We start from the raw sequence: 23,780 nt of genomic DNA, 5'->3' as shown, positions 1-23,780 counted from the left end.
TTTTACTATCACTTCTCGAGTGTGAGTTGAGACAGGTGCTTGGAGTATGAGAGAAAACTTTGTCTTCCTTCCACCCACCCTTATATCGAGCGTAGTCGAGATATCTCGTACTATAATCTGTATCTTTTATTATAAAAATTCCTTATTCTCCACCTCGACAGAGCTTCCACGAGGAAGCGACGAGAGGTCTACAGAACTTTGGGACGTGTTTGATTGGAGAATTTGTTAGTTATAGATTTAAGTAGATGACTTAATCTTTAAGATCTACGTGTCATCATAGACTGTAGATCTCTCGTCGCTGCGCTCTGTCGAGATGGAATAACTGTTTTTTGAGATTGATTTCTGAGTATATATATTATTATTTGATGTAGGTATTTGCGTGAGACCTCTCCGCTTCGGTCGAGGTAAGGGGAAATAGAAAGTAAACTATGTTTTCTCACGTCCTTATCTCGAGCATAAGTCGAGATATCTATTAAATTTACCTACCATTGAGTATAGTCAAGAGATCTCATCTTACAATTATCTTATTTTCCCACATGAAAAGCCCGGTCTTTGCCGGGCTTTGTAGGAGATATTAAATTTTGTAATTGTTTAGTATATTGCGTTAACTTCTGCAGAAAATCCTGAGATTCCTGATATTTGTGGGTAGGAGATTGTTATTATTGCTCCTGTTTGTGGGAGCTTGTCTAGATTTGTTAGGACTTCGACTTGGTATTTGTCTTGGCTTAGCCAGTAGTATTCCGCTTCTAGGGCCTTGTTTTCGTAGAGTTTGAGGCCTGAGTCGGTGTTTAGGGTTTCGTGGCCTATGGCTGTGACGTCTCTTTCTTCGTGGAGGAACTTCAAGGCTTCTAGGGACCAGCCAGGAGTATGCTCGATTCCTTTATCGTCCTTGTTGATGAAGGCGTCCTTGTCGCCAAATTTTTTGGACCAGTCTGTTCTTAGGGCAACGAAGGACTTAGCTTTGATTTTTCCATTTTCTTCTTCGAATTCTAGGATGTCTTCTTTTGTGATCTCGTAGTCAGGATTTTTTTCTACTTTATTAGAGATATCTATTACATATAGGGGAAGGCATCTTTCGGCAAAGGGGATTTGGAGGAGGGTTCTTGTGCCTTTGGCGAAGTGGTTTGGGGCGTCGATATGGGTGCCGTATTGGCTTCCGATTGTAATTTCGTTACCCCAAAATCCGTCTTCGTCTATTGTCGCTATGTCTTTTGTTCTTAGTGGGTTAAAGGCTTCGAAGTGGGGGATGTTACTTGTTACGACATGACTTAGGCTTATCCACTTCTTATCTTTTAACTCTTTTAATAGTTTGGATGGGTCTGTCATTATTCGCCCCAGAATTCTTCTGCAATCCTGTGACCTTGGTCTATTTTGGCCCATTGTTCTTCTTCTGTAAGTTCGTTTCCACAGTCACATGAAGCGAAACCACATTGGTGGGAGAGATAGAGTCTGTCCTTGTCGATGATTTTACTTGCCTCTTCTAAGAGGTTGAAGGCTCTTTTTTCATCATCTAGGGTGTTGGTCTTGCTTGATAGGAAGCCTAGGACAATTTCTACGTCGTCTCTGTTGTTGAAGGCCTCGAGTGCCTTAACTGATCCTGCTCTTTCGTCGTCCCATTCTAGGTAGAACCTATCGTATTTTAGATTTTTGAAAAATAGGTCGGCGATTGATTCATATGTTCCATCGGAGAAGTTTCTAGATGAGTAGTTACCCCTACAGTTGTGGGTGTAGACTGTAAGGCCAAGCTCGTGACCGTAATCGATTAGTTCGTTGTTGATGTCGATGTATTTTTGGGCAAGGGCTAGGTCCTTATCAAGGTCAGTTTGGTTGTTATCGTATTGGTTTTCCTTGTTTTCCTTAGCGAATTGTTCCCAAAGACAGTCATCAAATTGGATGATTTTTCCACCGACTTTTTTGAAGTCGTCTAGGAAGTCCTTGTAAGCTTGTTTAAGGTCAGCTTCAAAACTATCATTATCCTTGTATGTGGAATCAGCTATAACATTTGAATTTACAAAGTCACCATAGATATGAGATGGGGAAGGGATGCATTGTTTAACCTCAGCTCTTCCATCGACAAGGTCCTTTAATCTTTTGAAATGTTCGATAAAGACGTGGTTTTTGCCAGAAATCTTGCCGGTGATTTTAATCCCAATATCTTTTCTTGTCTCGAACTTCTCATCAGAATCTTTTTCTCTGAAGAAATAACCAGTCTTGTTGATAAATCTCTCGCATCCATCAAGACCCCAAACGAAGTCAAGGTGCCATAGGGACTTAGAATATTCACCATCTGTTACTTGGACGAGACCATGGTCTAATTGTTTTTCGACAATCTCAGCAACTGACTTATCTTCGCATTCTTTGTAACCTTCTAGGTCGTCGTAGAAAGGATAGGTGATATCTTCTCTTCCTTCAATTTCTCTCTTATATTTTAGTAGTTCTTCGTTTCTTAGTAATGATCCAACAGTTAAAAATCTTTTTGACATATTAATTTACCTCTTTAATAATTTCTAATAATTTTATACCATGCATAATATATTCGGTATATAGGAAGGGACAGGTTAACAATTTGGCGCCATTAGAAAATTTAACTATGTATCCTTATATCAAAAAAAGCTCCGTCCCCAAAGGACGAAGCTTAAAGCTCGTGTTACCACCTTAATTCATATTAATCTTGCGATTAATAACTCATCGGGTACTAGCATACCCTATCGCTATAACGTGCGAATACGTCTTACCTTAAATATCGGGCAAGAAACTCAAAGGCCATTTTCAATTCGACTTTTCTAGACTATTCTCACCAACCATAGCCTCTCTGTGTAGGTCCATCAAATCTACTTTTCTTATCATAGTTTGTTTTCTATGTTTCAAATTATACATGGGCTTTTGAAACTTGTCAAATAAAAAATGAAATAAAAAAAGGGAGGAGAATAGGAAGCTTGAGATTATGCGATTTGTTTTGTTTTAAATTCCTATGTCAGCGTAAGTCGAGATATCTCTTTGGATTTCGTAGATAAGATTAACTTTTATATACAAGTGTCGTCATAGACTGTAGATCTCTCACATGCGTTCGAGATGGGTTAATTTAAAGAAGTACTATAATGGTTGGGCCTAAAAGAATTATTCTTTTACTATTTCTCGAGAGATTTCTCCAGTCCTCCATGAGCCGGACGGGCTTGTTTCGAAATAAGGGAAAGAGAGAGAAAACTTCGTTTTCTTTCCCCTTATATCTAATGGTTCTGGTCACAATGAACGTTAGGGAATTGATGACAGACCTTAATCGAGGCTTTGCGAGGTGAGGCGTAGTTGAGGCCGCAAACTACCGTCGAGCGTAAGTCGAGATATCTCATTATGTTTCCCCCCCTAGTGTCGAGCCTAGTCGAGACATCTCTACTTTCACATCTTTCTTAGAACAAACCTTCGTCTGTAAGTATATAGTCCAGGGCTATGTCGTATTCTTCTGTTGGGATTTCTATTGATTCGAAGGGGCTCGCGAATAGGCCTAGGCTTCTTGTTTTAGTTTTTGCCAGGAACTTATCGTAGTAGCCTCCTCCATAGCCTATTCTGTTTTTATTTTTGTCGAAAGTTAGTCCTGGGACTAGGGTCAAGTCTGGGTTTTCTATTGAGATATCTGATCTTGTGGTTTTTATTTTAAATTTTCCTTCTACAAGGTCTTCGTATTTTTCTAGTTTTTTTGCCTTCATTTCTTTTCCTTCTATGAAAGGCACGTAGATTTCCTTGCCGTCTTCTAGGGATTTTCGGATGATTTTTTCTGTATTTATTTCCTTATCCATCGATACATAGACAAAGATGGTCTCTGCATTTTGGTAGAGGTCTGTTTTTATTAGTTTATCGTAAATTTCATCTGAATATTCTTCGATTTTTTCTCTTCCCAACTCTCGACGGAGGTTTAGGAAGAATCTTCTCATCTCATTTTTCATTTCCTTTTTTCCTTATCAATTCTATTACGTTGTCTTTTAAGCTGGACTCATCTTCTGTATTTACTTCTTTGTCGAAGAAGTCTTCCTTGTAGCCTTCCCTGTAGGCTGCTATGCATTCTGCTCCTAGGATAATGATGGTTGATACCATCAAAAGCCAGATAAATAGGGCAAGGATTCCTGCTAGGGCTCCATAGACTAGGGACTGGTTGGAGTAGTTGTTTACGAAGTAGGAGTATATAAAGCTTGCTATAAATATGGCAACTGTTGCGAACAATCCTCCACAGAAGGCTTCCTTGACACTTATTCTGTTGTTGGCCTTGGAAGGGGAGTATCTGTAGAATACTCCTATAGCTATGGCCATTATGAGAAAGGGTAGGACAAAGGTTATTAGCTTAAATAGGGGCGAAGATATCATGTCCAGGGCCTTTTGGATATTGGTATTAAAATGTACGGTGATTTTCTCTATGATTTGGGCATTGAAGATATTTATTATGCTTGTACCATAGATTTGAAATATCAACATAAAGACTATCAGACTTATGAAAATAAGGGTAAAGAGTACGCTCATTAGTCTTTGTTTGATAGCTTGTTTTTGTTTGTGGAGGCCGTAGGCGTGATTTATCGCATTTACTAGCTTGTTGATACCACTTGTAGCAGACCATAGGGCAAAGAGAATTGTGATAGTTGTCACTGTTGGAGATTGGGAGGAGATAAGTAGGATATCTATCACTTCCGCTATTAGCTCTATTGTGGTATTGGGTAAAAAGTCCAAAAATCTATATATGATATCCTCTCTACCTGATATAAAGTAGGACAGTACACTTACGAGAACCATAATAAGTGGTATGGATGCTTGTAGGAGGTAGAAGGATAGGGCAGCGGAATAGGTCATTATGTCATGATTTGCTACCCTATTTATTAGATTCAGGAGAAAGTTTTTTGTCTTAGGCTTGTTCTTATTCATCTTTGAGATACTTATCAAACCATTCTTTGATTGCTTCTAGTCTCTTGATCCTGCCCTTTGGTTTTCCAGATCGAGATAGTTCGTGATTTTCCCCATGGAAGATGTACATCTTAGTATCTGTGCCATTTTCCTTGATTCTCGTATACATTTGAAGCCCCTGCTCTAGTGGACACCTATAGTCTTCATCAGAGTGGATGAAGAGGGTTGGGGTCGTGACCTTTGGGGCGTATTTGATTGGAGATTGGTCCCACATTTTGTCGAGATTATCCCACATATCGCTTGCTGTTTGGTCAGGAGCGAAGTAGTAGCCTATGTCTGATACTCCATAAAAGCTTGTCCAGTTTGAGATAGATCTTTGGCTACAAGCTGCCGCGAAACGGTCGGTGTGGCCTATGGTCCAATTTGTCATAAAACCACCGTAACTTCCGCCATAGACTCCCATTTTTTCTGTATCGATTTGTGGGTATTTTTCTATGGCAAGGTCGGTAAAGGTCATAAGGTCATCGTAGTCAATATCTCCGTATCTGCCACGGATGTCGGAGAACTTGACTCCTCTACCACTTGAACCGTGTGGGTTGGTGTAAATTACAATGTAACCTGCTGATGCAAACATCTGGTGCTCGTGGTGGAAGATGTCAGAAAACTCTGTCTTTGGTCCACCATGGACGGAAAGAAGGGTTGGGTATTTCTTCTTCTTATCGAAGTCCTTTGGAAGGAGGACGTAGCCGGTAAGCTCATCGCCATTTGATACGAAGTCAAAAGTTTCGATAGGGTGGACTTCAGAAGGAACCTTGTTTGCTATAAGAGTTTCGCCTGTAGACTTTTTCTTAAGCTCAGAAAGAGTATCAACTCCCATTGCAAGGTAGTAGATATCATCATCTCCTAGGACGAAGTCTTCAACGCCTTCTGAGATTTCTTCTCTGATATCTCCAGCAAGACTTATGGATAAGAGCTTGGACTTTTCATAGTCGGTTACGACGAAATATAGCCTGTCGCCCTTTACATCGAAGGTCCTAGAAGATCCGAATCTTGCATCAGTACCTATGGAATTACCAAAGGCCATATCGAAATCGTCTGGGCTAATTTTCTTATAAGCTCCCTCAAAGTCACATGAATAAATAAAACAATCTTCATTGACCCCGCCCTTTTTCATATCGGTCGCTACAAAGATTATCCTATCTTCGATAAATCTTGCAGTATAGTAGGAGAATTCGTTCTCGATTAGGAGGGTCATTTCCCCTGATTTTGTATCGAGAAGGAGGAGGTCTTCCTTAAGCTCCATTACAGAATTATCTGTGAAATTACCCCTAAGGAGGAGGATTTTGCTAGAATCCTTACTGATATCGACAAAGCTTAGCTTATCTTCCGCCTTAAAGTCCTTGATAAGTTCGAGCCTATCTTCTGATGCGTCATAAAAATATAGGGCAGAGTCCTCATCCTTGATAAAGCCTGCGCCATTTAGGTAGAAAGGAAGCTTGTCGATTTCCTTAGAGTAGGAGTTTTCCTTGTCCTTTTCCTTATCTTCCTTGCTTTTCTTTTCTTTTGCTTTCACTAGAAAGAGGTCGCCTCCTAAGTGCTTTATCATATCTACATCTTTGTCTATAGAAAAGTACTCATGGCCTAGACCTGTACCGTCTTTGACATAGAAAATATCAGCCTCATCTGTGGATTCTTTCTTGTAAACTAGATTAGAATCCTTGTTAAAGGCAGAAATTGTCGCCTTCTTATCATCAGTAATTTGATAGTTTTCGCAAGTTTCGGTGTCATAAATCCATAAATTGCTGTCGTATCTGTTTTCCTTGTAATTTCCTATTGTTTTTTTGTAGGAAATTTTTCTATAGTCACTTGAAATATCAAGACTAGATAAGAATTCATAGTCCAAGATATCTCTTAATTTTGTATCTTTCATAGTTACTCCTTTACATATCTTTATTTATTATACTTTATTAAAAATATTGAAACACTCTTATTATGATAATAAAGAAAGAAAGTAAGAAAAAATATTAAGAAAACGTTTATTAATTATGAATTTGGGTAAAATAATAAAAAGACAATAGGAGGGTATTATGAAATTAAATTTAATAGCCAAGAATTTTACACTAACAGACGATATCAGAAATGAATCTATAAAGAAATTTGATAGGCTAGATAAATACTTCCATGACCAACAAGAAATGGATGTTAGGTTTGCCAAAGAAGGAAATGACTTTGTAGTTGAAACTACAGCCTTCCTAGATAATGGTAGAATTCTAAGATCTGAAACCAGTGATGAGACTTATCCAACAGCAATCGATAGAAATATCGACGGTCTGCTCCGCCAAGTAAGGAAGAACAAGACAAAACTTATGAGAGGCAGACAAAAAGGAGAAAGCATCAAATTCGAAAACCTCGAGCCTTATGAAGAAGAGGAAAACGATGACAATATAAATATCAAAAGGGTAAAGGAAATCCACGTTAAGCCAATGTCAGCCGAGGAAGCAATCCTACAAATGGAACTTCTAGGTCATAACTTCTTTGTATACCTAGATAGCGAAGACGCAGATGTAAGAGTAGTATACAAGAGAAGAAAAGGCGACTACGGCCAAATCATTCCTAGACTTAAATAAATATACGAGATAACTTATACATTATAAAACTTCATATAAAGAGAAGGAAGGTCCCGAGTGGCCTTCTTTTTTGAGGAGATTTTTTGCTAACCTTTAGCTTCTCTACCCACCTTTACATCGAGCGTACATCCTCCCAGCCCTTATATCTAATGGTTCTGGTCACAATGAACGTTAGTGAATTGATGACAGACCTTAATCGAGGCTTTGCGAGGTGAGGTCCTCCATGAGCCGGACTGGCTTGTTTCTGAGGCCGCAAACTACCGTCGAGCGTAGTCGAGATATCTCTAATCATATTTTGTATTTTTTATTAAAAATTCCTTGATCCACCACCTCGACAGAGCTTCCACAGGGAAGCGACGAGAGGTCTACAGAACCTTGGGACATGTTTGGTTGGAGATTTAGTTATTGATTTATTTACATAGATAACTTGAACTTATATATCTATATGTCATCATAGATTGTAGATCTCTCAGTCGTGCCTCCTTCGAGATGGCGTAACTCTCGTTTAAGTTTATCTCAACTCATATACTTTGCTGTTTTGATATTGATAACTGCGTGAGACCTCTCCGCTTCGGTCGAGGTAAGGTTGCCCTCCTGCTGGGCCACTATTTGTCTGAAAGACAAATAGTGTAGTGACTTTTGTTTCGTAGGAACAAAGGGCAAAAGAACTCCGAATGGCGTTCTAATAATTCTAGTGAAAACTTCGTTTTCTTTCCCCTTATATCTAATGGTTCTGATCACAATGAACGTTAGTGAATTAATGACAGACCTTATTCGAGGCTTTGCGAGGTGAGGTCCTCCATGAGCCGGACGGGCTTGTTTCTGAGGCAGCAAACTACCGTCGAGCCTAGTCGAGAGATCTTTTCTTTTTTCCTTTTTTCATCTATAATTTCCATATAAATAATAATGTATTTAAATTTTGTGAAAAATGTCAAAGAAGTATTTTTTTATCGAAATTAACTGGTATAGTAGTAGGAGCGAATATTTGAAGTGTAAACACTTGTTAAATCACATTTATGCTTTAAGATATATAGAAAAATCTATAGGAAGCTATTTAATTTGCTTTCGTAGAAGAATTGGAGAGTGAATAATTTGGCATTATTTAATTTTTTTAAGTCATTTAGCCAAAAAGAAATTGATCAAAATATGAAACTTGTCGATCAAATTCTTGCCCTAGATGAATCAATGCAAAAACTGACAGATGTACAATTACAAAACAAAACTAGTGAATTTAAGCAAAGACTAAGCCAAGGCGAGACTGTTGATGACCTTTTGGTTGAGGCATTTGCTGTTGTTAGAGAAGCAAGTTCTAGAGTTCTTGGAATGAAGCACTATCCTGTCCAACTACTCGGTGGTATTGTTCTTCACAACGGACAAATCGCAGAGATGAGAACAGGTGAAGGTAAGACACTTGTTGCAACCCTTCCTTCTTATCTTAATGCCCTAACTGGTAGGGGAGTCCATGTAGTTACTGTAAACGACTACCTTGCTAAGCGTGACCAAGAGTGGATGGGTAAGGTACATACCTTCCTTGGCCTTACAGTAGGATGTATTGTCTATGGTCTAACTAATTCTGAAAGAAGAAAGAATTACCTTGCAGACATCACTTACGGAACCAACAACCAATTTGGTTTTGACTACCTAAGAGATAACATGGTAATCTATAAGGACGACATGGTTCAAAGAGACCTTCACTATGCTATAGTAGACGAGGTCGACTCAATCTTAATAGATGAGGCTAGAACTCCACTTATTATTTCCGGCCAAGGAGATGAGTCTACAGATACTTATGTTAAGGCAAATGAGTTTATCCAAACCCTAGAAGGAAGAATCCTAGATCCTAACGAGGATGCTGATATCGACCCATTCGATAGGGAGTTTAAGGTAGAAGATGTTGATTTCCTAGTAGATGAGAAGAGAAAAACATCCAACCTTACAGAAAAGGGAACTGCCAAGGCAGAGAAGTTCTTCGGTATAGAGAACTTATCCGATACTGATAATATCGAGCTTGCCCACTATATCAACAATGCCTTAAAGGCAAATACTACTATGACAAGAGATATCGACTATGTAGTAAATCACGGCGAGGTTGAAATCGTAGATGAGTTTACTGGTCGTATCATGCAAGGTAGGAGATTCTCAGATGGTCTTCACCAAGCCATAGAGGCCAAAGAAGGAGTTGAGGTTAAGGCAGAAAGTAAGACTCTTGCTACAATTACCTTCCAAAACTACTTTAGGATGTATGACAAGCTATCTGGTATGACAGGTACAGCTATGACTGAAGAAGACGAGTTTAGTGAAATTTACAAACTAGACGTAGTAGAAATCCCAACTAATAGACCTGTTCAAAGACAAGATGATGTGGACTATGTATATATCAACGAACGTGGTAAGTTTAACGCAATTATAGATGAGATTAACAAGGTACATGCTACAGGCCAACCAATCCTAGTAGGTACTATCTCTATAGAAGCAAGTGAGAGATTGTCCAATGCCCTAAAAAAGGCTGGTATTTCTCATACAGTCCTCAATGCGAAAAACCACGAGAGAGAAGCTGATATTGTTGCCCAAGCTGGTAGACTAAATCAAGTAACTATCGCAACCAACATGGCAGGACGTGGTACAGATATTATGCTCGGTGGTAACGTAGACCATATGGCTATGACTAAGCTAAAAAGAGAGGGTGTGGCAGAGGATGTGCTCGAACAAGTAGATTCATTTGCAGAAACTACCGACCAAGCTGTCCTTGATGCAAGAAAGAAATACAGACACTACAAGGACATCTTTAGGCCTGAAATCAAGGCTGAAGCTGAGAAGGTTAAGGAAGTAGGCGGACTTTATATCATAGGTTCAGAAAGACACGAGTCTCGTCGTATAGATAACCAGCTTAGGGGTCGTTCAGGACGTCAAGGAGACCCAGGTAAATCAAGATTCTTTATATCACTTGAAGATGACCTCATTAGACTTAACGGTGGTGAGGCTGTAGCTAAGTTTGTTGAAAAATATAACTATGACGAAAATGAGCCAATAGTTTCTAGGATGGTATCTAAATCCGTAGAACGTGCCCAAACAAGGGTTGAGGCTAACAACTTCGCTACAAGAAAAAGAGTCCTCCAATACGACGATGTTATGAACAAACAAAGAACTATCATCTACAACGAAAGAAGAGAGGTTCTCTTTGGTCAAGACATGAAAGAGACTATAGTAGCTATGATCAAAGATGTAATAGCAAATGCTGTTTACACCTTTACCAACCCAGAAATCAAACCGGAAAACTGGGAGATGACAGCCCTACTAAACTATCTACATGGACTTGCTATGCCTGTAAAGAGCCTTCACTTCGAAAACATCAACTCTTATAGCCAACAAGACCTAATCAACTACATCACAGATGCGACCCTTGCTAAATATGAAGATAAGGAAGCGACCTTCGGATCTGAGAATATGAGAGAGGTAGAAAGAGTAATCCTACTTAGGGTAATCGATCAAAAATGGATGGATCATATCGATGCTATGGATCAAATGAGAAAAGAAATCGGTGTAAGGGCTATGGGACAAGAGGACCCAGTAAGAGCCTACACAAACGAAGGTTTCGACATGTATGAAGATATGACTAGATCTATCCAAGAAGACACTGTTAAGTACATGCTAAGTGTAGAGATCAGACAAAATATTGAAAGAAAACAAGTCCTTAAACCTAGCGAAGAGCACCTAGAAGGCCAAGAGGAAGAAGATATGGAAGGTCTTAATAGAGCAGAACGCAGGAGACTCGAACGAGAAGCCAAAAAGGGCGATGTAAAGAAATAATATGAAGGAAATATTTGAATTAAGATCTGATATAGAGGATTTAAGCCAAAAACTAAAACTAATCGGAGATTCTCTTTGACCCAGCTAGCTTGGAAAAAGAGATAAAAGAACTCGAGAAACAATCAGCGAGTCCTGATTTCTGGAACGATTCGGATAAGGCCCAAAAGATAATGGCGGATCTTGCAAGTAAGAAAGACGAGCTTTCCGATTACAAAAAGCTTGAAAATGGCTTAGTAGACAATACAGATATGCTTGATCTTGTGGAGATGAGCGAAGAGAAAGAGACAGATACTATAGAAGAAGTCGAAGATTCTCTAAAAAACCTCGCTAAGCTTGCCACTCAGATGAAGCTTAGGACCCAACTTGATGGGGAATATGACAAGAACAATGCCTATATATCAATCAATGCAGGAGCCGGTGGACTTGAGGCTACAGACTGGGCGGATATGCTCTTTAGGATGTATAAGAGATACTTCGATAGTATCGGCTTCAAGTATGAGATTAAAGATTTAAACAATGAAGAAGCAGGTGGAATCAAGTCGGCTACCATGCATGTTACTGGTCCTTATGCTTACGGATATCTTAAGGCAGAAAAGGGAGTCCACAGACTTGTGAGGATTTCTCCTTTCGATAGCCAATCCAGAAGACACACTTCTTTTGCCTCTGTCGATGTATTCCCAGAGCTTGATGAGAATATCGAACTTGATATCGACCCGTCAGACCTAAGAATAGATACCTACAGGGCAAGTGGAGCAGGAGGCCAGCACGTCAATAAGACCGACTCTGCCGTAAGGATTACCCACATACCAACCGGTGTAGTTGCGACAAGTCAGGCAGAACGTAGCCAAATCCAAAATAGACAGACTGCAATGAATCTTTTGAAAAGTAAGCTTGTTCAGATCAAAGAAGAAGAGCAAAGAGAAAAAATCGAAGACATACAAGGAAGCTACTCCCAAATCGCTTGGGGCAGCCAAATCAGATCCTATGTTTTCCAACCTTATACCCTGGTCAAAGACCACAGGACGGGTTTCGAGATGGGAAATGTAGAAGCTGTGATGGATGGAGACATCCAAGGCTTTATAGATGCTTTCCTTGCTGATAAATAATCGGGACTGTTTATAAAATGATAGTTGCATCCTGTCAGAGAATTATGGGAAGTTCTCTGATGGGGCACTTTCATAGGGCAGGCCCGTTTTTTTAAAATAAGGAGGAATTTTGAAAGATATAATACTAACAGGTGACAGACCAACAGGCAGACTTCACCTAGGACACTATGTAGGAAGCTTAAAAAACAGAGTAATTATGCAAAATGAGGGTAATTACGATAGGATGTATATCATGATTGCAGACAGTCAAGCCCTCACAGATAACTTCGACGATCCAGGAAAAATTAGGGAAAATCTAATAGAAGTAGCCCTAGACTATCTTAGTGTGGGACTTGACCCAGAAAAGGTGACCTTCTTCGTCCAATCCCAAGTCTCAGAGCTAACAGAGCTTACCTTCTACTTCCTAAATCTTGTTACCCTATCAAGACTCGAGAGAAACCCTACAGTTAAGTCAGAAATTAAACTAAGAGACTTTGAAACATCTCTACCAGCAGGATTTCTAATATATCCTGTAAGCCAAGCTGCTGATATACTTCTCTTTGATGCAAATATAGTTCCAGTAGGAGAAGACCAAGAGCCAATGCTTGAGCAAGCAAGAGAGATTGCTAGAAGCTTCAACCACATTTATGGAGAGACTTTCGTAGAGCCAAAGGCAGTTCTTCCAGAGGCAAAAATCGCAAGACGTATGCCAGGAATTGATGGAGGAGCTAAGATGAGCAAGTCCTTGGGTAATGCAATCTACCTTGCAGATGATAAGAAAACTGTCAAGAAAAAAGTAATGAGCATGTACACAGACCCAGACCATATCAATATCGAAGATCCAGGCAAGGTTGAAGGAAATATCGTCTTTACCTATCTAGATGTATTCTCAAAACCTGAGCATTTTAAGGAATTCCTTCCTGAATACGAAAACCTAGAAGCTCTTAAAGATCATTACAGAAGGGGAGGTCTGGGAGATGTAAAGGTTAAGAAATTCCTAATCAAGGTCCTAGAAGACGAGCTAGAGCCAATTAGAAAAAGACGTGCCGAATACGAAAAAGACCTAGAAAAAGTATTTAAAATCCTAGAAGAAGGAACAGCAAAAGCAAGAGAAGCTGGAAGATCAAAGGTCGAAGAAGTAAAAAAAGCTATGGGCATCAACTACTTCGAAGACGAAAAGCTAGTAAAGAGCTTGCAGGAAAAATATAAATAAGAGTTTCCCTCTACCCTTATAGCGATCACAGTACGTTAGACTCACTATGATAGTCCAATTAGAGATGGTGACGTTATTTAAATAATATGATTTATCTATAATATTAAAATAATTATATTTTTTACTATTTCTTGTGAGATTTCTCCATTCACTTCGTTCAGTCGAAATAAGGGAAAAGGAGAGAAAACTTCGTTTTCTTACATACCCTTATGTCTAATGGTTCTGGTCACAATGAACGTTAGTGAATTGATGACAGACCTTAATCGAGGCTTTGCGAGATAAAGGCAAGCTACGCTTGTCCTGAATCCGCAAACTACCGTCGAGCGTAGTCGAGAGATCTCTCTAAATAGAGAAAACTATAATCTACAGTTGATCGAACTTTATGTGAGAGGTCTACAGAACCTTGGGACATGTTAGATTTGGGTTTTTGTTAGCTAAGGATGAGCGTAGATGACTTAAAACGTATTATTTACATGTCATCATAGACTGCAGATCTCTCACATGCGTTCGAGATGGCGTTAATGGAAGTTTTGATTTAATTATGAGTTTTAAAATAATTATAATTTTACTATTTCTCGCGAGGCTTCTCCACTCACTACGTTCGGTCGAAGCAAGGTTGCCCTCCTGGTGGGCCACTGTTTGTCTGAAAGACAAATAGTGCAGTGACTTTTGTTTCTTAGGAACAAAAGTCAAAAGAACGTCTAATGGCGTTCTAATACTTCTAGAAAACTTCATTTTCTTTCAAACCCTTATATCTAATGGTTCTGGTCACAATGAACGTTAGTGAATTGATGACAGACCTTAATCGAGGCTTTGCGAGATAAAGGTCAAGCTACGCTTGTCCTGAATCCGCAAACTACCGTCGAGCGTAGTCGAGAGATCTCTTAATGATTATTAGGTCATAGACATTAATGGGTAGAGATTTTGTTTAATCTTTAATTTTACTAGCTTATTTATAGAAAGGAATAATATGAACAAATTTAATTCTAGACTTGGCTTTATACTAACGGCAGTGGGATCTGCTGTGGGTATGGCCAATGTTTGGGGCTTTCCTTACAAGCTCCAGGAAGGGGGACTTTTTTTCCTCTTAGTCTATATCTTCTTTATAGGTCTTTTTTCCTATGTAGGGCTTTCAAGTGAGTTTGCTATAGGAAGAATTGCAGAGGCAGGTACTATCGGATCTTACGAGAATGCCTTTGAAAGCAAGGGAAAAAGCCCTAAACTTGGGCGTGCTATATCAATTCTTCCCCTCATTGGCCTTATACTTCTTACGATTGGCTATGCAGTTGTAGTTGCTTATATTTTTAGGGCCTTGGTTGATTCTATTACTGGGACTTTGATGAGTGTTGATGTAGGAAGTTGGTACAAGGACTTATCTGAAAGGGACTTTTCAGTTTGGCCATATCATCTTTGTGTAATTATTTTGACCTTGATTAATTGTCTTGGTTCTGCCAAAACTTTAGAAAAATCAAGTAAGTTTATGATGCCAGCCTTTTTCATCCTCTTTGTAGTTATAGCTATAAAGATTATCAGCCTACCAAATGCTATGGATGGCTATAGGTATATGTTTAGGATAGATAGGTCGATGATAAGTATAGGAAATGTGGTATCAGCCATGGGTCAGGCCTTCTTTTCCTTATCGATTACTGGTTCAGCCATGATGATCTGCGGGGCTTATCTTCACAAGGACGAGGATATAATCTATTCATCTAAGATGACAGGTCTTCTAGATACAATAGCTGCAATGGTTGCTGCCTTTGTGATGATTCCTTCTGTCGTAGTTTTTTCTATGGATCAGGCAGGTGGTCCAGGGCTCTTATTCCAAGTTCTACCTACAATCCTACAAAATATAGAAGGAGGGAGGTTCTTTTCAATTATCCTCTATCTTGCTGTATTATTTGCAGGTATTTCATCTCTTCAGATAATGTTTGAGGTAGTAGTTGAGTCAGTGACCTATGTATTTAAGAAATTGGATAGAAAAATTGTCCTAATAGCAATAGGAGCCTTAGTATTTCTAGTAGGTATGAATATGGAGAAGGTCAGCCAATGGGGGCCTTTTATGGATATTATATCAATCTACATCATCCCTATAGGGGCGATGATTGGTGCTATAACTTGGTTTTATGTCTTAGATAAGAAGACTCTAATAAGTGAGATCGACCTAGGTTCTTTTAGAAAATATGGACAAGGTTGGTATAGGATAGGAAAGTATCTATATACACCACTTGTAATAGTGATTTGTCTTTTGACAATAATAATGTAAAATCCCTTCGGGGATTTTTTAGATGGAAATTTTAGAAAAAACTTTACTTATTTAAAGTTTGGGATATAATACTAACATACTTTAAAGCGATATAGACATATTAAAGTTAAGGAGTTTATATGAATAAATTTAATTCAAAAATTGGTTTTATATTAACAGCGGTTGGTTCTGCTGTCGGCATGGCAAACGTCCGGGGTTTTCCTTACAAGTTCCAGCAGGGAGGTCTAGTATTTTTCCTAGCTTATTTGTTATTTATAGTCATTTTTTCCTATGTGGGACTATCTAGCGAGTTTGCAGTTGGTAGGCTTGCAGGTACTGGAACCTTAGGTGCTTATTACAAATCTTTTAAAAGCAAGAATAAGGATACCCTTATAGGAAAGTACATAGGATTTGTCCCTCTGTTGGGTTCCTTGTTTATAGCAGTAGGCTATGCTGTAATTGTTTCTTATATAAGTAAGGCCTTGTTGGATTCTCTTACAGGATCTTTGATGCATGCTGATACTACTAATTGGTTTGATAGCTTCTCCCAAAAGCCTTACTCAGTAGTTGGGTTTCATTTTGCAATTATCGTGATAACTCTTATTACTTGTATAGGAGGGGCTAGGACGATAGAGAAATCTAACAAATTTATGATGCCTACTTTCTTTGTTCTTTTTGTCATTTTGGCAATTAAGATTTTAACACTTGATGGGGCAATCGAAGGCTATAAGTATATGTTTAGATATGATAGCGAAGCTTTGAATATCAATACCATAGTCCAAGCTATGGGCCAGGCCTTCTTTTCTCTTTCTGTAACGGGATCTGGGATGATAGTTTGTGGAGCCTACCTAAGTAAGGATGAGGATATTGTATCTTCTTCCAAGATGACAGGCCTGCTCGATACTATAGCAGCACTCTTATCATCTTGCGTTATAATCCCTGCTATCATGGTCTATAGAATGGATCAGGCAGGTGGACCAGGTTTATTGTTCCAAGTCTTACCTACCATCCTACAAGATATGTTCTTAGGTAGATTATTTGCAATAATCTTATATCTTGCGGTAATACTCGCAGGCATTTCATCCCTACAGAATATGTTTGAGGTAGTAGCAGAGTCTCTTATGAACAGGTATCCAAAGATAAAAAGAAACCTAGCCCTAGTCCTAATTGGAATTTTCGTATTTGGCTTGGGAGTCAATATGGAAATGATTAGCCAATGGGGACCATTTATGGACATAATCTCTATCTACATCATCCCAATTGGAGCTTCTATCGGAGCTGTAACATGGTTTTATGTATTGGCTAAGGATAAGCTTATTGGAGAGATTAATCAAGGATCTGAGAAAAAATACGGGGATAAGTGGTACAAGATTGGAAAATATATCTACACACCAATTGCCATTATCCTTTGTGTCATAGCACTAATATTTAAAGTTTCATTCTAAAGAAAAAGCCAATCCAGTAAAGGGTTGGCTTTTAACATGCGTATTTTTATTTCAGTATTTTTAATAGAAACCTAATTTTTCTTTTGAGGAATCAATGATAATATTTTTAACTTGAGTGTAGGCTTCAAGGGCAAGTTTGTCTGTTTCCCTACCTATACCAGAATCCTTGTAGCCACCGAATGATGCACCTGCTGGGAATTGGTTGTAGGTGTTAACCCAAATTCTTCCTGTCTTTAGTCTATTTGAAACATCCATTATCCTATATAGGTCGTTGGAGTAGATTCCTCCACCAAGGCCGTAGTGGGAGTCATTTGCCATTCTTATAACATCGTCCTCGTCCTTGAATTTCTTTATTACTACAACTGGTCCAAAGATTTCTTCTCTGTAGGCGTCGTTATCTTCTGGAACATCAGCAAGCATAGTTGGTGCGAAGAAGGCTCCCTTGTCGAGTCCGTTTTCTGTAAGTCTCTTACCACCAGCAAGGACCTTTGCACCTGCATCTGTTGCTTTTTTGATGAATTCTTCTATAACTGGGATTCTCTTCTCATCTCTTAGGGCACCCATTTGTGTGTCCTCTTCTAGAGGGTTACCGACTTTTACCTTATTGAAAGCTTCAACAAGTTTTTCTACAAATTCATCGTAGATTCCTTCTTGGATAAAGAGCCTAGATCCTGCTGAGCAAACTTCTCCTTGATTGAATAGGATTCCAACTTGGGCGCCTTCTAGGGCTTTTTCTATATCAGCATCGTCAAAAATGATATGAGCTGACTTACCACCAAGCTCTAAGGTTGAAGGAATTAAGTTTTCTGCTGCAGAAATACCAATGTGACGACCAACACTTGTAGAACCTGTAAAGGCAAGCTTATCCACGCCTTTGTGATGTTGGAGGTATTCTCCAGTTACAGAACCCCTACCACTTACAACATTGATAAGTCCCTTTGGAAGGAGGTCTTCTATTCTTCTGATCATCTCAAGAAGCCCTATAGATGTGTTTGAAGAAGGGGAGATTACTATAGTATTTCCCCCTGCTATAGCTGGTGCAAGCTTCCAAGCAGCCATAAGGAGTGGGAAGTTCCAAGGAATCATTTGAGCTACAACCCCAAGTGGCTCTCTTTTTCTGATTGATACAAATCTACCATCAAGCTTAGAAATTTCATCTTCATCAGCTCTTAAGAGGGAAGCGAAATATCTAAAATGATCTACAACCCAAGGAAGGTCAACTGTCCTTGTTTCACGAATTGCCTTACCATTATCCATAGTCTCGATTGTGGCAAGATCTTCTAAGTTTTCTTCTATCCTATCGGCTATTTTAAATAGGAGGTTTGCACGTTCTTCCTTAGAGAAAGATCCGTATTCTCCATCAAAACATGCTCTAGCAGCCTCGATCGCTCTGTCTACATCCTCATTATTTGCAGTAGCAAACTCAGCAATCTTCTCGCCTGTAGCAGGATTTATTGCATCGAGATACTCGCCTGATGCTGGCTTAATCCATTCACCATTAATATATAAATCATATCTATCTTGAATTTTCATTTAAAACTCCTTAAAATGTTATTCTTTCTTACTAATAAGAATGATACCCAAGGACAATAGTTAATAAACATTTATTTGCTGTAGGAGGGTAAAAGCTTAAGAAAATATTTTGTAAACGATTCTAATTCTGAGGCTGGTGTGTGTCAAGATTTCCTATATGTTCCTCTTATGGTGAACGAAAGTCGAGATATCTCATTTTCTGCCCTTATGTCGAGCGTAGTCGAGACATCTCTTGCTATATATTTATCAAGAATTACCCATTCCTCCACCCCGAAAAAAGCCCGTCCGGCTCTGAGAGGACTAGGTGAGAGGTCTACAGAACTTTGGGACATGTTTTGTTGGATATTTTATTATTTAGTTATATATCTAGATAGCTTGTACTTTTATATTCATATGTCATCATAGACTGTAGATCTCTCACATGCGTTCGACGGTAGTTTGCGGATTCAGCTACGCTTCACCACGCAAAGCCTCGATTAAGGAGTTTCATTAGTTCGCTATGCTCACTATGACAACTCCATTAGAGATGGCGGTAATTGTGTGAAATAAAACAATGTTCGGACTCAAAGAATTATACTTTTGCTATTTCTCGGGAGGCTTTTCCACGTCCTCACCGAGCCGGACGGGCTTGATTTCGAAGCAAGGGAAAGAGAAGGAAAGCATGCTTTCCTACATTACACTAGTCTCGAGCGTAAGTTGAGAGATCTATTTAATTTGCATATCATCTAGCGTAGTCGAGATATCTCTTAACATAATCTTTATTCTTATTAAAAATTCCCTAGTTATGCCACCTCGAACTTTACGTGAGAGGTCTACAGAACCTTGGGACGTTTATGGTCTGAGACTTTGTTATTTACGTATTCTAGTAGATAAATGAACTTTTATATCTACATGTCATCATAGACTGCAGATCTCTCACATCCGTTCGAGATGGTGTTAATGGAAGTCTTGATTTAATTATGAGTTTTTAAATAATTATAATTTTGCTATTTCTCGGGAGGCTTATCCACTCACTACGTTTGGTCGAAGCAAGGGGAAGGGGAGGGCAAAGCAAAAGACCTACAAGCTTTTGCTCATAGGCCTTATTTTCCTTATTTGTTTCTTGGGTTTTCTATTGCAGCTTGGGCAGCGGCTAGTTTTGCTATTGGTACTCTATATGGAGAGCATGATACATAGTCTAGTCCTACTCCGTATAGGTATTTAACTGTGGATGGTTCACCACCGTGCTCACCACAGATACCGATGTGGAGTTTGTCGTTTGCTTTTCTTCCCTTTTCTACTGCAGTTTCAACTAAGAATCCTACACCCTTTTGGTCTAGTACTTGGAAAGGATCTTTTTCGAAGATATCTTTTTCGATATAGGCTGGTAGGAACTTACCTGCGTCATCTCTTGAAAGACCGAAGGTCATTTGTGTAAGGTCGTTTGTACCGAAGCTGAAGAAGTCAGTTACTTCTGCAATCTCATCTGCAGTGATTGCTGCTCTTGGAATTTCTATCATTGTACCTAGTAGGTAGTCGATTTTCTTTCCTTTTTCTTCGAATACTTTTTCTATTTCTTCTTTAACAGTTTCTTTTACTTTAGATAATTCTACTACGTCACTTGATAGTGGAATCATGATTTCTGGAACTACCTTTACTCCGTCTTCATGGCAGTGGATAGCTGCTTGGATGATGGCACGAGCTTGCATTTTTGCGATTTCTGGATAGATTATAGCAAGTCTTAGTCCTCTAAATCCGAGCATTGGGTTTACTTCTTGAAGCTCTGCTATTCTTTCTTTAACTCTTGCTGGTTGAATGTTTAGTTCAAGGGCAAGGTCTTTGATTTCATTTTCTCCCTTTGGTAGGAATTCGTGAAGAGGTGGGTCAAGAAGTCTTACTGTTACTGGTCTTTCTTTCATGAGTGAGTAGATTTGATAGAAGTCGTCTTCTTGCATTGGAAGGATCTTCTCTAGGGCAGCTTCTCTTGTTTCAAGATCGCTTGCTAGGATCATCTTTCTAACTTGGAAGATTCTGTCTTCTTTAAAGAACATGTGCTCAGTTCTACATAGTCCGATTCCTTCAGCACCAAAGTTTAGGGCTTGGGCTACGTCTCTTGGTGTATCTGCATTTGTTCTTACTTTCATGTCTCTAAATTTGTCAACCCAACCCATAAATGTACCGAAGGCACCGTGTAGTTGAGGTGGTTGTGTTTCTAGGCTTCCCTTATAGATGGCACCAGTTGATCCATCGATTGAGATTGTATCTTCTCCGGTTAGGACTAAATCGCCGATTCTTACTGTGTGTTCGTACTCGTCAACGTGAAGTTCTCCGGCACCTGCAACACAGCACTTACCCATACCTCTGGCTACTACTGCAGCGTGGCTTGTCATTCCTCCACGAGCTGTAAGGATTCCCTTAGCAGATACCATTCCTTCGAGGTCTTCTGGGGATGTTTCTTCACGGACAAGGATTACTGCTTCACCGTCAGCTGCTCTTTTGGCTGCTTCTTTGGCAGAAAAGGCAATTTTACCTACTGCTGCTCCAGGAGAGGCAGCAAGTCCTTTTGCGATTGGTTCATTTTTATCTTCAGCTTCTTTTGTAAAGGTAGGGTGGAGTAGGCCATCAAGGTCTTTAGGATTAACCCTTAGGACAGCTTCTTTTTCATCTATTAGACCTTCTTCTACAAGATCAACTGCAACTTTAACCGCTGCTTGGGCAGTTCTTTTACCGTTTCTTGTTTGAAGGAGGAAGAGCTTACCATCTTGGATAGTAAATTCCATATCTTGCATATCTTTGTAGTGAGCTTCTAGCTTTTCAGATGTTTCAAAGAATTCTTTGTATACTTCTGGCATAGCTTTTTCTAGGGTAGCTATCTCTTGAGGAGTTCTTACACCTGCCACTACGTCTTCACCTTGGGCGTTGATTAAGTATTCACCGAATAGGACATTTTCTCCAGTAGCTGGGTTTCTTGAGAAGGCTACACCAGTACCTGATGAGTCGCCCATGTTACCAAATACCATGGATTGTACGTTAACAGCTGTTCCCATAGCATCATCTATATCGTTTAGTTTTCTGTAAAGGATTGCCCTTTCGTTCCCCCAAGATCTAAATACAGCAGAGATTGCAAGGTCAAGTTGCTCTCTAGGCTCTTGTGGGAAGTCTTCTCCCATAAGCTCTTTGTATTTTGCTTTATATTCTTCTACTAATTCTTTAAGGTCATTTGCATCAAGTTCTGTATCAAGCTTAACGCCTTTGGCTTCTTTCTTGGCAGTAAGGAGTTTTTCGAAGTTGTTTTTGTCAAGCTCCATAGCAACGTCAGCAAACATTTGGATAAAACGTCTGTAAGAGTCATAGGCGAATCTTTCGTTGTCAGTTTTCTTTGCAAGACCTATAACAGCATCGTCATTAAGACCTAAGTTAAGGATAGTATCCATCATACCTGGCATGGAAATAGGGGCTCCAGACCTAACTGAAACTAGAAGTGGATCTTCTGTAGAACCGAAAGTTTTTTCGTTTGCTTTTTCCAAGTCTTTGATATGTTCTGTAACTTCCTTGTTTAGATCATCCCAAAGCTTCTTATCTTCTTTGTAAAATCTGGTACAAGCCTCTGTAGTTATTGTAAAACCATATGGTACTCTTATACCAAGGTTGGTCATTTCTGCAAGGTTTGCACCCTTACCACCCAAGAGGGCTCTCATTGACATGTTTCCTTCGTTAAAGTTATAAACGTATTTGTTTGTCATTTTTCTTTCCTTTCCAATAACTTATTTTTGTTTAAATAATTAATAATGATATCTGAAGTTTCTTCGATTGACCTATAGGTTACATCGATTACAAAACAGCCCAAATCCTTCATCAAATCGTCTGCGTATTTTAGCTCGGCATCTATCCTTTCCCTACTAGAATAGATTGAATCGCTAGATAGCTTAAGTGATTTTAATCTTTCATCTCTTACACTTTTTAGCCTACCCTTATCGATTGTAAGGCCAATTATGCGTCTGGGATCGATTTCAAAAAGCTCTCTCGGAGCCTTCGAGTCCACAATCAAGGGAATATTTGATACCCTTAGGCCCTTGCTTGCCAAATACATGGATAGGGGAGTCTTAGAAGATCTAGAAACTCCTATAATAGCTATATCACAAAACTTAATACCCCTAAAGTCTGCTCCGTCGTCGTATTTGATGGCGAAATCTAGGGCATCTAGCCTTCTCATATGATTTGAATCATAAGCATTGATAAAGTTTGGATTATCAAGAGGCTTTTGATTAAGAATCTTTGAGAGACTGTTGATAGAGTAGGCCATAAGGTCGATTGTCTCAATCTCTTTAGTCTGGGCAAAAGTTTTAATATAGGCACTCATCTTAGAATCTTGGAAAGAGTGATAAATTATTATATTGTCGGTCTTAATACTCGCTAATAAATCAGAAAGCTCGTCTATTTCCTTGACTTGAGATTTGATAATAATATTAGAATTTATATCAAACTTACTCAAGGAGAAGTGGACTATCTCTGATATAGCAAGGCCAGCTGTATCTGAAATAATATAAATATCCAAATTTCCTTCACTCCTTTGTGCGATCCTAGATATATTATATCAAATTTTTCACGATATGAAAACTTTTCCATTAAAATTTTATCCTTCCCTTAAATTCCAATACTCAGCTTATGAAAATACTTTCAAAAATGCAAGGTTATGAAAAAATATGACAAATTAGAGGCTAAATTTGAGGAGGATTTACAAAAATAGGATGGATTGACAAAATAGATAAAGAAAATATAGTATATACAATATCGAAACAATAAAAGAGGAGTAGGAAGGGATTATTTCTAGAGAGGAAACGGGAGCTGGAAGTTTCTAGTATGAACTTTTGAAGGTTGCTTTTGTAAATGTTTCATGTCGCACGCATTGGTGCAAAGAGAGTCTTAATTAAGAAAATTAGGTGGTAACACGGTCATTCGTCCTATGTT

The 23,780-nt window shown here is 39.0% G+C and carries 14 protein-coding genes and 1 other annotated feature; of the genes, 6 read left to right on the top strand and 8 right to left on the bottom strand.

What is annotated here, in order from left to right; genetic code table 11:
- Nucleotides 1-591: 591 nt before the first annotated feature.
- The 5 genes from APRE_RS06375 to APRE_RS06355 form a co-directional block, all read right to left on the bottom strand.
- A complete protein-coding gene (locus tag APRE_RS06375; protein WP_015778178.1) occupies nucleotides 592-1,326 on the bottom strand; it encodes a cyclase family protein in 735 nt (244 codons plus the stop codon).
- On the bottom strand, nucleotides 1,326-2,483 hold the full coding sequence (locus tag APRE_RS06370) for a uroporphyrinogen decarboxylase/cobalamine-independent methonine synthase family protein (protein WP_015778177.1): 1,158 nt from the start codon (nucleotides 2,481-2,483) through the stop codon (nucleotides 1,326-1,328). Before APRE_RS06370 ends, APRE_RS06375 begins: the two co-directional genes overlap by 1 nt.
- Nucleotides 2,484-2,621: 138 nt before the next feature.
- Nucleotides 2,622-2,856: a binding site (T-box leader), on the bottom strand.
- Between the two features lie 548 nt (nucleotides 2,857-3,404).
- The gene (locus tag APRE_RS06365) at nucleotides 3,405-3,938 is read right to left on the bottom strand and encodes a 5-formyltetrahydrofolate cyclo-ligase (protein WP_015778176.1); all 534 of its coding nucleotides are present in this window, start codon (nucleotides 3,936-3,938) and stop codon (nucleotides 3,405-3,407) included.
- The gene (locus APRE_RS06360; RefSeq protein WP_015778175.1) at nucleotides 3,928-4,902 is read right to left on the bottom strand and encodes a YihY/virulence factor BrkB family protein; all 975 of its coding nucleotides are present in this window, start codon (nucleotides 4,900-4,902) and stop codon (nucleotides 3,928-3,930) included. Before APRE_RS06360 ends, APRE_RS06365 begins: the two co-directional genes overlap by 11 nt.
- Complete coding sequence (locus APRE_RS06355) at nucleotides 4,895-6,811, bottom strand: alpha/beta hydrolase family protein (RefSeq protein ID WP_015778174.1); 1,917 nt, start codon at nucleotides 6,809-6,811, stop codon at nucleotides 4,895-4,897. The genes APRE_RS06360 and APRE_RS06355 overlap by 8 nt, the downstream gene beginning before the upstream one ends.
- Before the next feature lie 157 nt (nucleotides 6,812-6,968).
- Between APRE_RS06355 and hpf the strand changes: the two genes are divergently transcribed.
- The 6 genes from hpf (at nucleotide 6,969) to APRE_RS06325 (ending at nucleotide 17,300) form a co-directional block, all read left to right on the top strand.
- Complete coding sequence (gene hpf / locus APRE_RS06350; RefSeq protein WP_015778173.1) at nucleotides 6,969-7,508, top strand: ribosome hibernation-promoting factor, HPF/YfiA family; 540 nt, start codon at nucleotides 6,969-6,971, stop codon at nucleotides 7,506-7,508.
- Between the two features lie 1,092 nt (nucleotides 7,509-8,600).
- Entirely contained in the window at nucleotides 8,601-11,315 is a 2,715-nt protein-coding gene (gene secA / locus APRE_RS06345) for a preprotein translocase subunit SecA (protein ID WP_015778172.1), read from the top strand.
- Between the two features lies 1 nt (nucleotide 11,316).
- Nucleotides 11,317-12,421, top strand: a protein-coding gene (gene prfB / locus APRE_RS06340) for a peptide chain release factor 2 (RefSeq protein ID WP_015778171.1) whose coding sequence is annotated in 2 segments (ribosomal slippage) — nucleotides 11,317-11,391 and nucleotides 11,393-12,421 — 1,104 coding nt in all. Because the reading frame shifts where the segments join, the coding sequence is not laid out codon by codon here.
- 109 nt (nucleotides 12,422-12,530) lie between these two features.
- Nucleotides 12,531-13,613: a tryptophan--tRNA ligase gene (trpS, locus tag APRE_RS06335; protein WP_015778170.1), complete on the top strand. Its 1,083-nt coding sequence runs from the start codon at nucleotides 12,531-12,533 to the stop codon at nucleotides 13,611-13,613.
- A gap of 970 nt (nucleotides 13,614-14,583) precedes the next feature.
- On the top strand, nucleotides 14,584-15,876 hold the full coding sequence (locus APRE_RS06330) for a sodium-dependent transporter (RefSeq protein WP_015778169.1): 1,293 nt from the start codon (nucleotides 14,584-14,586) through the stop codon (nucleotides 15,874-15,876).
- Between the two features lie 119 nt (nucleotides 15,877-15,995).
- Complete coding sequence (locus APRE_RS06325; protein ID WP_015778168.1) at nucleotides 15,996-17,300, top strand: sodium-dependent transporter; 1,305 nt, start codon at nucleotides 15,996-15,998, stop codon at nucleotides 17,298-17,300.
- Nucleotides 17,301-17,360: 60 nt separating this feature from the next.
- Here APRE_RS06325 and APRE_RS06320 read toward each other — a convergent pair whose 3' ends face one another.
- From APRE_RS06320 to APRE_RS06310, 3 genes are all read right to left on the bottom strand, one after another.
- Nucleotides 17,361-18,833 carry an aldehyde dehydrogenase family protein gene (locus tag APRE_RS06320; protein WP_015778167.1) on the bottom strand — a complete coding sequence of 491 codons (1,473 nt, stop codon included), beginning with the start codon at nucleotides 18,831-18,833 and terminating at the stop codon, nucleotides 17,361-17,363.
- A gap of 1,091 nt (nucleotides 18,834-19,924) precedes the next feature.
- The gene (gene ppdK / locus APRE_RS06315) at nucleotides 19,925-22,555 is read right to left on the bottom strand and encodes a pyruvate, phosphate dikinase (protein WP_015778166.1); all 2,631 of its coding nucleotides are present in this window, start codon (nucleotides 22,553-22,555) and stop codon (nucleotides 19,925-19,927) included.
- Nucleotides 22,552-23,367 carry a pyruvate, water dikinase regulatory protein gene (locus tag APRE_RS06310; protein WP_015778165.1) on the bottom strand — a complete coding sequence of 272 codons (816 nt, stop codon included), beginning with the start codon at nucleotides 23,365-23,367 and terminating at the stop codon, nucleotides 22,552-22,554. Before APRE_RS06310 ends, ppdK begins: the two co-directional genes overlap by 4 nt.
- Nucleotides 23,368-23,780: the final 413 nt, after the last annotated feature.

Source organism: Anaerococcus prevotii DSM 20548, assembly GCF_000024105.1.
Lineage (GTDB): Bacteria > Bacillota > Clostridia > Tissierellales > Peptoniphilaceae > Anaerococcus > Anaerococcus prevotii.
This window is presented reverse-complemented; position numbering and strand designations above follow the sequence as displayed.

What these genes read in the sequence shown, in the direction of transcription:
- APRE_RS06375 (WP_015778178.1), bottom strand. Translation starts at nt 1,326, where the DNA reads ATGACAGACCCATCCAAACTATTAAAAGAGTTAAAAGATAAGAAGTGG.
- APRE_RS06370 (WP_015778177.1), bottom strand. Translation starts at nt 2,483, where the DNA reads ATGTCAAAAAGATTTTTAACTGTTGGATCATTACTAAGAAACGAAGAA.
- APRE_RS06365 (WP_015778176.1), bottom strand. Translation starts at nt 3,938, where the DNA reads ATGAAAAATGAGATGAGAAGATTCTTCCTAAACCTCCGTCGAGAGTTG.
- APRE_RS06360 (WP_015778175.1), bottom strand. Translation starts at nt 4,902, where the DNA reads ATGAATAAGAACAAGCCTAAGACAAAAAACTTTCTCCTGAATCTAATA.
- APRE_RS06355 (WP_015778174.1), bottom strand. Translation starts at nt 6,811, where the DNA reads ATGAAAGATACAAAATTAAGAGATATCTTGGACTATGAATTCTTATCT.
- hpf (WP_015778173.1), top strand. Translation starts at nt 6,969, where the DNA reads ATGAAATTAAATTTAATAGCCAAGAATTTTACACTAACAGACGATATC.
- APRE_RS06330 (WP_015778169.1), top strand. Translation starts at nt 14,584, where the DNA reads ATGAACAAATTTAATTCTAGACTTGGCTTTATACTAACGGCAGTGGGA.
- APRE_RS06325 (WP_015778168.1), top strand. Translation starts at nt 15,996, where the DNA reads ATGAATAAATTTAATTCAAAAATTGGTTTTATATTAACAGCGGTTGGT.
- APRE_RS06320 (WP_015778167.1), bottom strand. Translation starts at nt 18,833, where the DNA reads ATGAAAATTCAAGATAGATATGATTTATATATTAATGGTGAATGGATT.
- ppdK (WP_015778166.1), bottom strand. Translation starts at nt 22,555, where the DNA reads ATGACAAACAAATACGTTTATAACTTTAACGAAGGAAACATGTCAATG.